The sequence below is a fragment of the Nocardia sp. NPDC060220 genome (genome assembly GCF_042727815.1).
GTDB lineage: Bacteria > Actinomycetota > Actinomycetes > Mycobacteriales > Mycobacteriaceae > Nocardia.
Map to the genome: position 1 here is coordinate 1 of NZ_JBHWZY010000077.1, position 13,821 is coordinate 13,821.

At 68.6% G+C, this 13,821-nt stretch carries 14 protein-coding genes; 7 read left to right on the forward strand and 7 right to left on the reverse strand.

The genetic code is table 11. The annotated features are described in order from the left end of the window. Positions 1 to 293 (reverse strand): NUDIX domain-containing protein (locus ACFWF3_RS06335; protein WP_379312736.1); only part of this gene is annotated, 293 nt, incomplete at its 3' end. Between the two features lie 128 nt (positions 294 to 421). Between ACFWF3_RS06335 and ACFWF3_RS06340 the strand changes: the two genes are divergently transcribed. From ACFWF3_RS06340 to ACFWF3_RS06350, 3 genes are all read left to right on the forward strand, one after another. Further along, a complete protein-coding gene (locus ACFWF3_RS06340; protein WP_379312737.1) occupies positions 422 to 1,903 on the forward strand; it encodes a hypothetical protein in 1,482 nt (493 codons plus the stop codon). Beyond that, positions 1,900 to 2,856, forward strand: coding sequence for a glutamate ABC transporter substrate-binding protein (locus ACFWF3_RS06345; protein WP_379312739.1), 957 nt, complete (start codon positions 1,900 to 1,902; stop codon positions 2,854 to 2,856). Before ACFWF3_RS06340 ends, ACFWF3_RS06345 begins: the two co-directional genes overlap by 4 nt. A 578-nt stretch (positions 2,857 to 3,434) precedes the next feature. After that, positions 3,435 to 5,747, forward strand: coding sequence for a tetratricopeptide repeat protein (locus ACFWF3_RS06350; RefSeq protein ID WP_379312745.1), 2,313 nt, complete (start codon positions 3,435 to 3,437; stop codon positions 5,745 to 5,747). Between the two features lie 21 nt (positions 5,748 to 5,768). Here ACFWF3_RS06350 and ACFWF3_RS06355 read toward each other — a convergent pair whose 3' ends face one another. Both ACFWF3_RS06355 and pta read right to left on the reverse strand, forming a co-directional pair. Further along, positions 5,769 to 6,968 carry an acetate kinase gene (locus ACFWF3_RS06355; RefSeq protein ID WP_379312740.1) on the reverse strand — a complete coding sequence of 400 codons (1,200 nt, stop codon included), beginning with the start codon at positions 6,966 to 6,968 and terminating at the stop codon, positions 5,769 to 5,771. Beyond that, a complete protein-coding gene (gene pta / locus ACFWF3_RS06360) occupies positions 6,965 to 9,043 on the reverse strand; it encodes a phosphate acetyltransferase (protein ID WP_379312741.1) in 2,079 nt (692 codons plus the stop codon). The genes ACFWF3_RS06355 and pta overlap by 4 nt, the downstream gene beginning before the upstream one ends. Before the next feature lie 74 nt (positions 9,044 to 9,117). Here pta and ACFWF3_RS06365 point away from each other — a divergent pair, with 74 nt between their 5' ends. Next, complete coding sequence (locus tag ACFWF3_RS06365) at positions 9,118 to 9,624, forward strand: nitroreductase/quinone reductase family protein (RefSeq protein WP_378996064.1); 507 nt, start codon at positions 9,118 to 9,120, stop codon at positions 9,622 to 9,624. Between the two features lie 9 nt (positions 9,625 to 9,633). Here the strand turns inward: ACFWF3_RS06365 and ACFWF3_RS06370 are convergent, their stop codons facing one another. Then, a complete protein-coding gene (locus ACFWF3_RS06370; protein WP_378996062.1) occupies positions 9,634 to 10,131 on the reverse strand; it encodes a MarR family winged helix-turn-helix transcriptional regulator in 498 nt (165 codons plus the stop codon). A 94-nt stretch (positions 10,132 to 10,225) separates the two neighbouring features. On the opposite strand from ACFWF3_RS06370, the gene ACFWF3_RS06375 reads away from it, so the two are divergent. Continuing rightward, positions 10,226 to 10,648 (forward strand): Rid family hydrolase, encoded by a 423-nt coding sequence (locus ACFWF3_RS06375; protein WP_378996060.1) that lies wholly within the window; start codon positions 10,226 to 10,228, stop codon positions 10,646 to 10,648. Between the two features lie 56 nt (positions 10,649 to 10,704). Here ACFWF3_RS06375 and ACFWF3_RS06380 read toward each other — a convergent pair whose 3' ends face one another. Together ACFWF3_RS06380 and ACFWF3_RS06385 are read right to left on the reverse strand one after the other, a co-directional pair. Then, complete coding sequence (locus ACFWF3_RS06380) at positions 10,705 to 11,802, reverse strand: flotillin family protein (protein ID WP_062986140.1); 1,098 nt, start codon at positions 11,800 to 11,802, stop codon at positions 10,705 to 10,707. A 12-nt stretch (positions 11,803 to 11,814) separates the two neighbouring features. After that, on the reverse strand, positions 11,815 to 12,033 hold the full coding sequence (locus tag ACFWF3_RS06385; RefSeq protein WP_056814983.1) for a hypothetical protein: 219 nt from the start codon (positions 12,031 to 12,033) through the stop codon (positions 11,815 to 11,817). A gap of 115 nt (positions 12,034 to 12,148) precedes the next feature. Here ACFWF3_RS06385 and ACFWF3_RS06390 point away from each other — a divergent pair, with 115 nt between their 5' ends. Together ACFWF3_RS06390 and ACFWF3_RS06395 are read left to right on the forward strand one after the other, a co-directional pair. Beyond that, positions 12,149 to 12,781, forward strand: coding sequence for a DJ-1/PfpI family protein (locus ACFWF3_RS06390; protein WP_379312743.1), 633 nt, complete (start codon positions 12,149 to 12,151; stop codon positions 12,779 to 12,781). Then, positions 12,778 to 13,227 carry a MarR family winged helix-turn-helix transcriptional regulator gene (locus ACFWF3_RS06395; protein WP_378633660.1) on the forward strand — a complete coding sequence of 150 codons (450 nt, stop codon included), beginning with the start codon at positions 12,778 to 12,780 and terminating at the stop codon, positions 13,225 to 13,227. Before ACFWF3_RS06390 ends, ACFWF3_RS06395 begins: the two co-directional genes overlap by 4 nt. A gap of 66 nt (positions 13,228 to 13,293) precedes the next feature. On the opposite strand, the gene ACFWF3_RS06400 is transcribed toward ACFWF3_RS06395, so the two are convergent. Next, the coding region (locus ACFWF3_RS06400; protein ID WP_379312744.1) for a YceI family protein at positions 13,294 to 13,821 on the reverse strand (528 nt) is incomplete at its 5' end.

A 13,821-nucleotide genomic window follows, 5' to 3' on the forward strand; every position in this document is an offset into this window, starting at 1 on the left:
GGGGCGGTCATGGTCAGGCGCTCGGCCCTGACCCGGAGGTCGGCGGCGGCGATGCCCGCTTCCTCCTCGGCCTCCCTGACCGCCGCGTGCTCGGGCGACTCGTGCGAGTCACGCGCCCCACCGGGCAGCGCCCAGGTGCCGCCCTGATGACTCCACGGCGCCCGGTGCTGCAACAGCACCGCGGACCCGCCACCGAGCAGCGGTGCGCGCAGCAGCAGACCCGCCGCACCGAATTTTCCCCAGTGCTTGGCCCCATCGGGGCCCTTGAACCAACCGTCTCCGTCGCCGCGCATCCCATACTCTTTCCTCCGAGCAGCCGTACAGCAACCGCTGCGGGGGTGTGTGAGGGGCTGCGCTACCCGTAGGCCCACAATAAACTCCGCACAGGTAGGTGTGCACGGACAGCGCCGGGAGGTGAACGATGGTCGAACCGGGGAATCGCAATGCCTCGACGGAGGTGGCGGCCGTCCGCGTTCGCCCGTCACCGCAGGCCACGACGGGTGCGAAGCACTCCGAGACGGCCGGCGCGGCACCGGTGACACCGCGCTGGGCGCCGCTGCGCCGACCGGCCGCGCCGGTCGACCGGCCGCCCGCGCCCGACGTCAGAGCGTTGCGCGCGCAGTTCCAACCCGCCCGGTTGCGCAGCTTCGCGCAGTCCTCGCCGGGTCGGCTCGTTGCCGCCGGACTGGTCCTGATGGTGCTGTGCGTCACCGCGGGCGCGGTGACTTCGACGACCGTGAGCGAGCGTCAGCAAGCTCTCGGCGTCCTGCTCGACGACACCGAACCCGATGCGCATTCGGCCAATCACCTCTACACCTCGCTCTCCATCGCCGACGCCGCCGCGGGCACCGCGTTCATCGCGGGCGGACTCGAACCCCAAGCGGTGCGCGACCGCTATACCCAGGCCATCGGTGAGGCCGCCGCCGAACTGGTGACCCAGGCCGGGCACGTCTCCGACGAAGAGGCGGCCGATCCGTCGGGCACCGACCGCCGCCTGCGCACCGGCATCGCGACCGGGCTGCCCGTCTACAGCGGGCTGATCGAGACCGCGCGGGTGAACAATCGCAACGGCTATCCCGTCGGCGCGGCCTATCTGAGCGAGGCATCACATCAGATGCAGACCGGACTGCTGCCGATGGCCGAGGAGCTGGAGGACCACCGCTTCGACGCGGTCACCGCCGCGCAGTACCGGCACGTGCAACCACCGTGGACGGCGATCGTGCTGCTCGTGGTGGCGCTCGGCGCGCTGATCTGGGTGCAGGTCGAGCTGGCGCGGCGCTCGCGCCGATTCTTCAACATGGGCTTGCTGGTCGGCACCGGCGCGCTGGCGCTGACCCTGATCTGGACGGTGGCGGCCGGTTCGCTCTCCGCGGTGGCGATGATTCGCTGCCGGGACGAGGGCGCGGTGCCATCGGCGCGATTGGCCGAGAGCCGAATCCTCGTGCAGCAAGCCAGATCAGCGGAAATGGTGAAGCTGGTCCGCCGCGACGCGACCGGTGACTACGACCGCACCTTCGATACGAACGCCACCCGGCTCAACGAGCTGCTCGCCGGTTACCCCGCGGACGCGCCTGCCCGCGACGAGGTGGCGCACGCGCGCGCCGCGCTCACCCGCTGGCAGTCGGCCCATCAGCGGATGAACGACACCCTCCAGCGGGGCGATTTCGTGGGCGCGGCCACCGTCGCGACCGGTCCGAGCGCCGCCGATTCCGCCGCCCAGGTCGACGCACTCGACCGGGCACTGGACAAGGCGGGCGCGGTGACGCGAGATACCTTGCGCGCCAGGGTGTCGCAGGCGATCGATGTGCTGTCGTTCCTCGCCCCCGGCGCGTTCGTGCTCGGGATCGCGGCGGCGGCATGCGTCGCGCTCGGTTTGTGGCCGCGACTGCGGGAGTACCGATGAGGCGCGGCCGAGTTATCGCGGCACTGATGCTGGCCGGACTGCTCGCAGGCTGCTCCGAGGGCACTCCCGCGCCCGCTGAGCGGGGTGTCTATTCCGAACCCCCGTTGCCCGCCAAGGCCATTCCGATCGGCACCGACACCCCGGTGCCGCCCACCGGCGGCGAACAGTGCGGCGATCCGACCGCGAGTCTGCGACCGAGCACCGCCACCGGCCCGACGATCGATGCCATTCGCGCGCGCGGCAGGCTCGTCGTGGGCCTGGACGCGGGCAGCAACCTGTTCAGCTTCCGCGATCCACTCACCGGTCGCATCGTCGGGTTCGACGCCGACATCGCCCGCGAGATCGCCCGTGACCTGCTCGGCAATCCTGATCTGATCGAATACCGCAGTCTCGCTTCGGAAGAGCGCGAGCGGGCACTGCAGGATCACACGGTCGACCTGATCGCGAAGACGATGACGATCACCTGCGAGCGACGCCAGCGGGTGGCGTTCTCGACGGTGTACCTGCGGGCCGACCAGCGGGTGCTCGCGGTGAAGGGTTCGGGCATCGACGGCCTGGCCGATCTGGCGGGCAAGCGGGTGTGCGTGGTGCGCGGCACCACCTCGCTCGACCACATCCGCCGCGACCAGCCTGCCGCCACGATCCTGACGGTGCCCACCTGGGCCGACTGCCTGGTGGTGCTGCAACAACGCCAGGTCGATGCCGTGAGCACCGACGACTCGATCCTGGCGGGCCTGGCCGCCCAGGACCCCTACACCGAAGTGGTGGGCGGGAGCATCAGCGCCGAGCCGTACGGCATCGGGATTCCCAAGGGCAACGACGACCTGGTGCGTTTCGTCAACTCCACCCTGGACCGCATCCGCAACGACGGCACCTGGACCCGCATCCACCGCCGCTGGCTCGCGACGCTCGGCGAGACGCCGATCCCGCCCGCACCGAAGTACCAGGACTGACGGCCATGAGCACGAACCCGACCAGCGAAGAGCCAGGGCGACGCGATCCGGCCCCGGAGGATCCGGCGCCCGCCGAATCACCGGTGCACCCCCGAGCCCGGCACGACGCCGACCACGACCCGGCACCCGCCGAATCGACACCCCACGCCGCGGCACCGGACGACCAGGAACGGCGCGAGCCGACCCAGCTGACCCAGCGCCACCGTCCTGGCACGCTGCCCGGTGGGTGGACGCTGCCCGGCGACGACGAGACGCGGCCACTGCCCAAACTCACCGCCGAGGCCGCCTCGGAGTTCGCCAGGAAGCAGGCGAGCAGCCGCGACCAGACCCCGGCGACCGATGCCACCCGGCGCGCCGAAGCGTCCGCGCCCGTCCAACAGGGCGACGTTCCCCCGGCCGACTTCGAAGCCTCGCAACACGCGCGGGACCATCTCGCTACGCAGCGGGCGAACCGCCCCGCGCCGACGGCACAAGAATCCGCCGCGTATGTCCCCACCGAAGCGACGCAACGCGCCCCTGAGGCCCCGAACGCGGCGGCCGAGCGCACCCGCGAGACCGCGTCCTACGCGGCAACCGAAATGGCACATCGCCCCGCCGAAACCGCGCCCTACGCGGCGACCGAAGCGGCACAGCGGGTTCCGGTGAACGCACCGCACGCGGCGACCGAGGCAGCCCAGCGCGACGATGCGCCCGGCGCACGAGCGACGTCCGATTCCTGGCCGTCCGCGCCACAGACCGGGGTGAGTACCGCGCGGTCGGGGCGCAGTGTGCGGACCGCGAGGTCGCGGCCCACGCGGCGGCTCGGCGCCGGGCTGGTGCCGATTCCGACAGTCACCCCGGCCGACCCTCGGGACGCCGTGCTGGCCGATCCGATGGTCTCGGAAGGCCGTCGGTTCTGTTGGCGCTGCGGCAATCCGGTCGGGCGGTCGACGCCGGCGCGAGCCGCCTCGACCAGCGGTGAATGCGAAACCTGCGGGGCCGCCTACGATTTCCGGCCGTCGCTGCACGAGGGCGATATGGTCGCCGGGCAGTACGAGATCCAGGGGTGCATCGCGCACGGCGGTCTCGGCTGGATCTATCTGGCCATCGACCGCAATGTGAGCGATCGGTGGGTGGTACTCAAGGGCCTGCTGCACGCGGGTGACGCCGAGGCGCAGGCCGTCGCGGTGGCCGAGCGCCAGTTCCTGGCCGAGGTGGCGCACCCGAGCATCGTCAAGATCCACAACTTCGTCGAGCACACCGCGGGTGACGGGTCCATCGGCTACATCGTGATGGAGTACGTGGGCGGGCATTCGCTGCGCGACATTCTCGATGCCAGGCCACGTGGCGAGCAGATGCCGCTGGCCGAGGCCATCGCCTATGTGCTGGAGATCCTGCCCGCGCTGGAACATCTGCATTCGATCGGCCTCACCTACAACGACCTCAAGCCCGACAACGTGATGGTCACCGAGGATCAGGTGAAGCTCATCGACCTCGGCGCGGTCGCCACCATCGACGCCTATGGCAACCTGTACGGCACCAAGGGTTTCCAGGCGCCCGAGATCGCCCGCACCGGGCCGACGCCCGCCTCCGATGTCTACACCGTGGGCCGGACGATCGCCGCGCTCACGCTGGCGCTGCCCAGCGAACACGGCCGCTACCTCGACGGCATCCCCGACCCCGCCGACGAACCGCTGCTGGCCCGCTACGAGTTCTTCCATCGATTCCTGCTCACCGCCACCGATCCCGATCCGGCACAGCGCTTTCCGTCGGCGCGGGCGATGTCGGCGCAGCTGGCCGGGGTGTTGCGCGAGATCCTCGCCTACGACACCGGCACGGAACATCCACAGCTGTCCACAGTGTTCAGTCCACAGCGCACCAGCTTCGGGACCGAGGAACTGATCAGCCAGACCGACGCCTATCTCGACGGTGTGGGTCGCTCGCCGCTGCTGGATTCCCGCGATGTGGTGGCCGCACTGCCGATTCCGCTGATCGACCCCGCCGATCCGTCGGCGCCGCTGCTGGCCGCCACCGCCAATCCCGAGCCGGAGCGGGTGCTCGAGGCACTGCACGACTCCCGCGAGCGGGCCGAGGCCGATCCGGACAACGCACCCGACACCCTGGCGGGCGAATTGCTCTTCGCCGAGGCGCGAGCGCGGCTGGAACTGGGCGAGTCGGCGGCGGTGTTGCACATGCTCGATCGGGTGCCCAGCGAATCCGATTGGCGCACCGACTGGTTCACCGGTCAGGCCCATCTGCTCGAACTCGACTTCGAGGCCGCCTTCGCGTCGTTCGAGGCGGTATTGCGGGTGCTGCCGGGCGAGATCGCGCCGAAGCTGGCGCTGGCCGCCACCGCGGAACTCATTCTGCAACACTGGGATTCCGACGCCCCCGAACAGTGGCGAAGTTTCGCCGAACGTTATTACGACACTGTCTGGCGCACCGACAGGGCCGTGGTGAGCGCGGCATTCGGCCTGGCCAGGCAACTGGCGGTGGCGGGGCGAGTCGGCGAAGCGGTCCACGCCCTCGACGATGTGCCCGCCGCGTCGCGCCACTTCACCACCGCTCAGACCACGGCGATCCTGTTGCTGCTCACCAGCTCTCCCGTCGCCGAACTCGACGAGCAGATCCTGCGGCTGGCCGCCTCGCGCGCCCAGTCCATCCCAGCGGGCGAGCACCGCGCCACCCTCATGCGCACGCTGGTCCAGGGCTCGGCATTGGCCTGGCTACAGGCCGGGAACACACCGAAACGTAAGGACGCCAAGCTGTTCGGCCGCGCCTTCACCGAACGCGAACTGCGCGACGGCACCGAATCCGGCCTGCGCTCGCTCGCCCGCAACGCCCCGGACCGGACGCACCGCTACGCCCTCGTCGATCTGGCGAACTCGCTACGACCGAAATCCTGGTTCTGAGCTCAGCGCCCGCCGACCAGCTCAGTGCCCGCCGACCAGCTCGTGGGCCGCGCGGGCAATGGCCAGTTCTTCGTTGGTAGGGACAACCAGCACGGTCACCGGGGCGAACTCCGGCGAAATGGGGCGGATGCCCGGTGCTCTCTTCTCATTGCGGGTCGGGTCGATTTCGATGCCGAGCGCCTGTAGACCCGCCAGTGCGTCGGCGCGCACCGCCGAGCTGTTCTCCCCCACGCCGGCGGTGAAGATGATGGTGTCGACGGTGCCGAGTTCCACCAGGTAGGCGCCGAGATAGCGGCGCAGGCGGTGGATGTAGACGTCGTAGGCGAGCTTCGCCTGGGTGTCGCCGCTGTCGATGAGCTGCTGCAATTCGCGGAAGTCGTTGACCCCGCTCATGCCTTTGAGGCCGGAACTGCGGTTGAGCAGTTGCTCCACCTGACTCACGTCCAGATCGGCCGCCCGCATGAGATACGGCGTGACACCGGGATCCAGATCGCCCGGCCTGGTTCCCATCACCAGACCTTCGAGTGGGGTCATCCCCATGGTGGTGTCGATCGCGATGCCCCCGCGGATCGACGAAGCGGACGCCCCGTTGCCCAGGTGGAAAACGATCTGGTTCAGCTCTTCGGCCGGTTTCCCCAGGTACTGCGCGGCCTTCTCCGACACGTACTGGTGCGAGGTCCCGTGGAAGCCGTACTTGCGAATACCGTGGGCCGCGGCGAGTTTCGCGTCGATCGCGTAGGTCTTGGCGGCGTCGGGCAAGGTGTGGAAGAACGCCGTGTCGAAGACCGCGACCTCGGGAATGCCGGGCAGCAGCTCCCGCGTCGACTCGATGCCGACCACATTGGCGGGATTGTGCAGCGGCGCGAGCACCGACAGTTCGTCGATCGCGTGCAGCACATCGTCGGTGATCAGGGTCGGTTCCCAGAACACCTCGCCGCCGTGCACCACCCGGTGCCCGACCGCGCCGATGCCGATCGTGGTCAGGTCGAGGCCGGTCTCGCGGAACATCTCGAACGCCCGCAGCAGACCGGCTCTGTGGTCGGGTATCGCCCCGTCGTAGTCGAGTTTCGCGGGCCCCGCCTCGTGCACGATCCTGCCGCCGTGCGACTCGCCGATCTTCTCGACGAGGCCCGATGCCAGCACCTGGGCCGAGACAGCGTGCAGCAGTTGATATTTGATCGACGAGGAGCCGCTGTTCAGTACCAGAACCAGGTCACTCACTTGCCATCCCCCTGAGCCTGGATGGCGGTGATCGCCACCGTGTTGACGATGTCGGCGACCAACGCGCCGCGCGAAAGATCGTTCACCGGCTTGCGCAGACCCTGCAGCACCGGCCCGATCGCGACCGCGCCGGCGCTGCGCTGCACCGCCTTGTAGGTGTTGTTGCCGGTATTGAGGTCGGGGAAGACGAAAACCGTTGCCTTGCCCGCCACTTCGGAATCGGGCAGCTTGGCGCTGGCGACGGCGGGCTCGATCGCCGCGTCGTACTGGATGGGGCCTTCCACCGGCAGTTCCGGCGCACGCTCACGCACGAGTTCGGTGGCCGTGCGCACCTTGTCGACGTCGGCGCCGGTGCCGGATGCGCCGGTCGAGTAGGACAGCATCGCCACCCGGGGGTCGATCCCGAAACGGGCCGCCGTGCCCGCCGAGGACACCGCGATATCGGCCAGCTGCTCCGAGGTCGGATCGGGGACCACCGCGCAATCGCCATAGGCGAGTACACGATCGGCCAAGCACATCAGGAACACACTCGACACCGTGGAGACGCCCGGCACCGTCTTGATGATCTCGAACGAGGGCCGGATCGTGTGCGCGGTGGTGTGCGCGGCACCGGAGACCATGCCGTCGGCAATCCCCTTGTAGACCATCATGGTGCCGAAATACGAGATGTCGGACATGGTTTCGCGCGCGCGCTCGAGCGTCATGCCCTTGTGCTTGCGCAATTCGGTGTATTCGGCGGCGAATTCGTCGAGGAAGCCCGAGGTGCGCGGCGCCATCACCTGCGCGTCGGCGATATCCACACCCAACTCGGCGGCGCGGGCCCGTACCGACGTCTCGTCACCGAGGATGGTGAGGTCGGCGATCTTGCGCTGCAGCACCCGGCCGGCGGCGCGGAGGATGCGGTCGTCGTCGCCTTCCGGCAGCACGATGCGTTTGCGGTCGGCGCGGGCGCGTTCGATCAGCCGGTACTCGAACATCTGCGGCGTCACGACCGTCGAGGACGGAACCTGGATGCGCCGCAACAGTTCCGGCGCGTCCACCCGCTGTTCCATCAGCGCGAGCGCGGTGTCGACCTTGCGCGGGCTACCCGCCCACATCCGGCCGCGAGTGCCGTGCACGGCACTGGCGGTGTCGTAGGTACCCAGCTCGGTGGCCAGGATCGGCAGCCTGGGGTGCAGGCCCTCCATCAGCCGGGCGATGGCCGGATGCGGGCGAAGGCCGCCGTTCATGATCACGCCCGCCAGCGACGGGAACCCTTCTGCCTCATGGGCATTCACCAGGCTCAGCAGCACGTCGGAGCGGTCGCCAGGAGCGATCACCACCACACCGTCGGACAGTCGCTCCAGGATGTGTTCGGCGGTCATGCCGCCGACCATGATGCGCAGCGCCTCACGCTGCAGCAATTCCGGGTCGCCACTGTAGATTTCGCCGTCGATCGCCTCGCACAGCTCGCCCATGGTCGGCGCCATCAGCAGCGGCACCTCGGGCAGCGTCCAGGACGGCACGTCGAAACCGGCCAGTGCGGTCGCGATGTCGTCGAGTTCGTCGGGTGCGCAGCGATTGGCGACGATCGCGACCAGGTGGGCGTGCTCAGTGGTGAGCTCGGCGGTACACAGTTCGACCAGTTGCTTGACCTCGCCGGGCGTCCGTTCCGCGCCGCGAACGACCAGCAGGACGGGCGCGCCCAGGTTCACCGCGATCCGGGCGTTGAAGCGCAGCTCGCTCGGGCTGGCGACGTCGGTGTAGTCGCTGCCGACGATCACCACCGCGTCACAGGCCTTGGCGACGTCGTGGAAACGCATCACGATGTCGCTGATCGCGGCGGTGGGGTCGCGGTGCACGTCCTCGTAGGTGACGCCGATGGCCTGTTCGTAGCTGATATCGGCGGTGCTGTGCTCGAGCAGCAGTTCGAGGATGTAGTCGGGTTCGTCGGTGGAGCGGGTGATCGGACGGAACACGCCGACGCGTGCGGTGGTCGCGCACAGCATGCCGAGGACACCCAGTGCCACCGTAGATTTTCCGGTGTCGCCCTCGGGCGAGGCGATGTACACGGTGGACGGCGCTTGTTCGACCATGCTCGCGAGCTTAGTGAATCGTCGGCGATTCAGGGGTTCGGTGGGGTCCGATCGGTCGCGTTATAGTCCGGCCCATGACATCGCAGTTCCCGGATCGCCAGTGGGGCTCCCGCGCCAATCCGCTGTCCCGCGCCGCCAACCGATTCGCCGCGACCAAGCCGGGTTCCTGGCTGATCCGCACCATCACCCCGCTCGACCGCGCCCTGCTCGAGCGCACCGACGCCAAGTACACCGTGCTCGGCCCGATCGGCGCCCCGGTGATCCTGCTCACGACCACCGGCCGCAAGTCCGGCGTCGCGCGCACCCAGCCGCTGCTCTACGTCCACGACGGCGACACCCTGTACGTGGTCGGTTCCAACTTCGGCCAGGCCCACCACCCGGCCTGGACCGGCAACCTGCTCGCCGATCCGACAGCCACCGTCGCCATCGCCGGCGAACGCATCCCGGTGACCGCCACCCCGGTCACCGACGCGGACAAGGACGCGATCTTCGCCCGCTTCATCGACATCACCGGCGCCTACGCCGCCTACCGCGACCGCACCACCCGCGACCTGCGCATGTTCGCCCTGCGCCGGGCGTAACCGCTGGTTTCAGGCCAGATCGGCGGGGCGCACGCGCAGCTTGGCGGCGATCCGGGCCAGCGCTCGTCCATCGGCGGCGCTCACCTGATCGAGGAAGCGCTCGCGGACCGCGCGCACATGCGTCGGCGCCGCCGCCACGACCGTCGCGTACCCGGAGTCGGTGAGCGAAGCGACCGTGTACCGACCGTCGTCGGGGTCGGGCGCTCGGGTTACCCAGCCCCGCTGCTCGAATCGCTTGACGACGTTCGAGAGCCGCGACAGCGATCCGTTCGCCAGGAAGGCCAGCTCGCTCATCCTGATCCGGTGCTCGGGAGCCTCGGACAGATGGCTCAGCACGAGATACTCGAAGAGCGTCAGCCCCGCTTCTGCCTGCAGCGGCGCCTCCAAACGGCCCGGCAGCAGCAGGATCAGTGAGACCAGGCCGGTCCAGGCTTCCTTCTCCTCCGCGTTCAGCCACGCCGGCGCCTCGGCGTCCGCGCCGTCGGATCCTGGGGTCACCGCAGTCATCGGGTAATCATAGCGAGGACAATTGAGTTCACACGTGAAGTAATTCCGTGCTAGTTTGACTTCATAGTTGAAGTCAAATGAAAGGTTTGTCGCGATGAGCACCGCCACCTTCGCCAGCACCCCGGGATACGGCCGGACCCTCTTCGACCTGCTTCACTACCGACAGGCGGTCCGCGTCGGCGACCGCGTCGACATCTCGGGCCAAGGTGGCTGGGACGACGACATCACCTTCCCCGAATCCCTCGAGGAAGAAATCGTCCAGGCCTTCGAGAACGTGGAGCGCACGCTCGCGACGGTCGGGGCGACCTGGACCGATGTCATAGCCGTGGACAGCTTCCACATCCCGGCGGTCGAGGACACGATCGGCGACGCACACAACCGCGTCATGGTCGAGCAGTTCCGCAAGCGCATGGGCGAGCGCGCGCCGATCTGGACCCAAATCGGCGTCGCCGCCCTCGGCGCTCCCGGCATGCGCGTCGAGATCCGGGTGACCGCACTCGTGAACCAACAGGACTGACCTGGTATCCGGTCAGCCCTGCCGGTTCGAGTGCTCGGGCCATGTCGTGGCGGCGATCAGACCTTGTCGACCTCGCCGTTCGACAGGGCCTTCTGCAGGGAGTTGAAGACCGTCAGGCCCTGGCCGACCATGCCGTTGAGCAGCTCGCCGACGCCGTCGGGGCCGTTGAGGACGGTGAGGTTGGCGCCCGCCAGGCCGTGCGAGGCCTGCTTGACGATTTCCGGGAGTTGCTCGATGAGCATCTGGTCCAGCGCGATGCGGTTGTTGGACGCCGCCGCCTCGGCCTGAATACGGGTGCGGTCGGCTTCGGCCACCGCGAGGATGCGGACTCGTTCCGCCTCCGCCTCAGCGGGTTTCACCACTTCCGCCTGGAGTTGCTGTTCGCGCAGTTCGGCGTTCTTGCGGGCCTGCTCGGCCTGGGCGTGCAGCACGGCCTGCCTGGCGATGGCGTCGGCGAGCGGGCCCGCCTGTGCCGCTTCGGCGTTGGCCTTGTCGATGTCGCGCTGATACTCGGCCTTGAGGATCGAGGTTTCGCGTTCGTATTCGGCGCGACGGCGCAACGACTCCTGCTCGGCTTCGGCGGAGCGCTGGGCGGCCTGGGCCTGAGCGATCTGGGCATCGCGCTGGACGGCCGCATTGTGCGGTGCCGCCAGGGCATTGATGTAGCCGAGGTTGCCGTCGTCGATGGACTGGATCTGGAACGAGTCGACCCACAGGCCGATATTGCTCATCTCCACCTTGGAGGCGATGAGCACCTCGTCGGCCAGCTTCTGACGTTCGCGGATGATCTCCTCGACGGTCATCGAGCCCACGATCGAGCGCAGATGGCCGGAGAAGATCCGCCCTGTCAGCACCGACATCTCCTGCTCCTGTTCGGACAGGAAGCGTTGTGCCGCATTGACGATCGACTGGGTGTCGTTGGCGACCTTGAACGCGATCACCGCACGCACATCGAGCTGGATGGCCTGCTTGGTGACACAGCGCTCGCGGATCTCGGACTCGAACATGGCCAGTGACAGGTATCGGACCTTGCGGAACAGCGGCACCACCCAGGTGCCGCGCCCGATGACCACCTTGAACGGGGTGTCGTCCTTGGTCTTGGCGCCACTGACCAGCATGGCTTCGTCGGGATCGGGAACGTGATAGCCCAGCATCGCGGGCCCCTTTCATTCAGAGGGAAGCGGAATCCAGGTGACCACGTCGACCAGGCGACCCGGGTGGACCGCGACGATCAACACGGTGGTCCAGGCGGCGATCGGTTCGTCGGCTCGGGCGAGATAGAGCTCGGTGCCCCCGCGAATCGAGATCAGTACCTCACCCAGTGCGCCCGCCTCCCGAATCGGTGACGTGATGGTGCCCGTCATGCCGTGCACGGAGTCGGTCATCGCGGGTGAACCTCCCTGTCTCGCACCGGATGCCGTCAGCGTACGGAGGGTCGGCTATAAGCCGGTAGCAAAATTCTTATTGACAGCATCCTGTCAAACATGACAGGATGCTGTCATGCCGAAGAAAACAGTTCACGTAGCCGTCTACGACACCCTCGCCGACTGGGAAGTGGGGGCCGCGACGGCGCACATCGCCAACGGCAACTGGCACCGGGAGCCCGGAACGTTCGAGGTCGCGACGGTCGGCCTCACCACCGAACCGATCACCACCATGGGGCGTCTGCGCGTGACGCCCGACCTCGCCATCGCCGATCTCGACCCGGCCGACAGCGCGATGCTGATCCTGCCCGGCGCGGATCTGTGGCTGGGCGAGGACCTGATCACGTTCGCGCACAAGGCGAAAGAGTTCGCCGACGCCGGGGTGCCGGTGGCCGCGATCTGCGGCGCGACCTTCGGACTGGCCACGGCGGGCCTGCTCGATGATCGCGCACACACCAGCAATGCGGCGGAATTCCTTGTCTACAGCGGATATTCGGGTGCGCAGCACTACGTCGAGGCCCCCGCGGTCACCGACCGTGACGTGATCACCGCGGACGGCATGTCGCCGTTCGAATTCGCCAGAGAGATCTTCGCGCGGCTCGACCTGTACGAACCGCGGGTACTCGATGCCTGGTACAAGCTGTATGCGCGCAAGGACCCGGCCGGGTACGCCACGCTCGCCGAATACGAAGGGAGCCACGCGGCTTGAACTCCGAACAGGACCTGCTCGACGGCGCCGCCCTCACCGTCTTCCGGCTCAACGGTCAATTCCTGACCATCGGCGACGGCTTGTCCGCGCCTGCCGGAATCTCGGTGGCCTGGTGGCAGGTGATGGCCGCCGTGCAGGACCAGCCACAGCCGGTGGCCGGGATCGCCCGCGCGATGGGCATCACCCGGCAGAGCGTGCAGCGGATCGCGGACCTGCTGGTCGGCAAAGGCATGTGTGAGTACCGGCCCAACCCCGCGCACAAGCGGGCCAAGCTGGTCGCGATGACCGAGGAGGGCACGGCCGCCATCCGTCGCATCGATCCGCAGCACGCGGCCATGGCGCACCGGCTGGCCGAGGCGCTCGGTCCGGCCGAGTTCGCCGCGACGGTCGCGACCCTCACCCGTCTCGCGGCGACACTCGACACGATCATCGCCGACGAGGACTAGCCACCGCGCACAGCGGCCGACGCCCCCATCACCGCACAGGTGATGGGGGCGTCACGTCGGTCCGGGTCAGCCCTGGAGGACGGCCTCGATCTCGAGGGTGAGAGTGATCTTGTCGCCGATCACGGCGCCGCCGTCGGGCAGCGGCATGTCGATGTCGAGGCCGAAGTCGCGGCGCGAGACCACAGTCTTGGCTTCGAAGCCGGCGACCTGGCCGTTGCCCATGCCCGGGCTCACGCCGACGAACTCGACCTCGAGGGTGACCGGCTTGGTGTTGCCGCGCACGGTGAACTCGCCGTCGACGACGAAATCGCTACCCTCGCCGCGGAACCCGGTGGACTTGAAGGTCATCAGCGGGAATTCCTCGGCGTGGAAGAAGTCGGCGGTGCGCAGGTGGCCGTCGCGCTGAGCGTTGTCGGTGGTGAGGGAGTCGACGCGGATCTCGGCGTGCGCGGTGGCGGTGCCGTCCTCGGCGATCACGAGGGCGCCGTCGAAGTCGGTGAAGCGGCCACGGACCTTGCTCACCATCAGGTGGCGTACGGAGAAGCCGACGGTGGAGTGGGTGGGGTCGATGGCCCAGGTGCCCGCGGTGAGTCC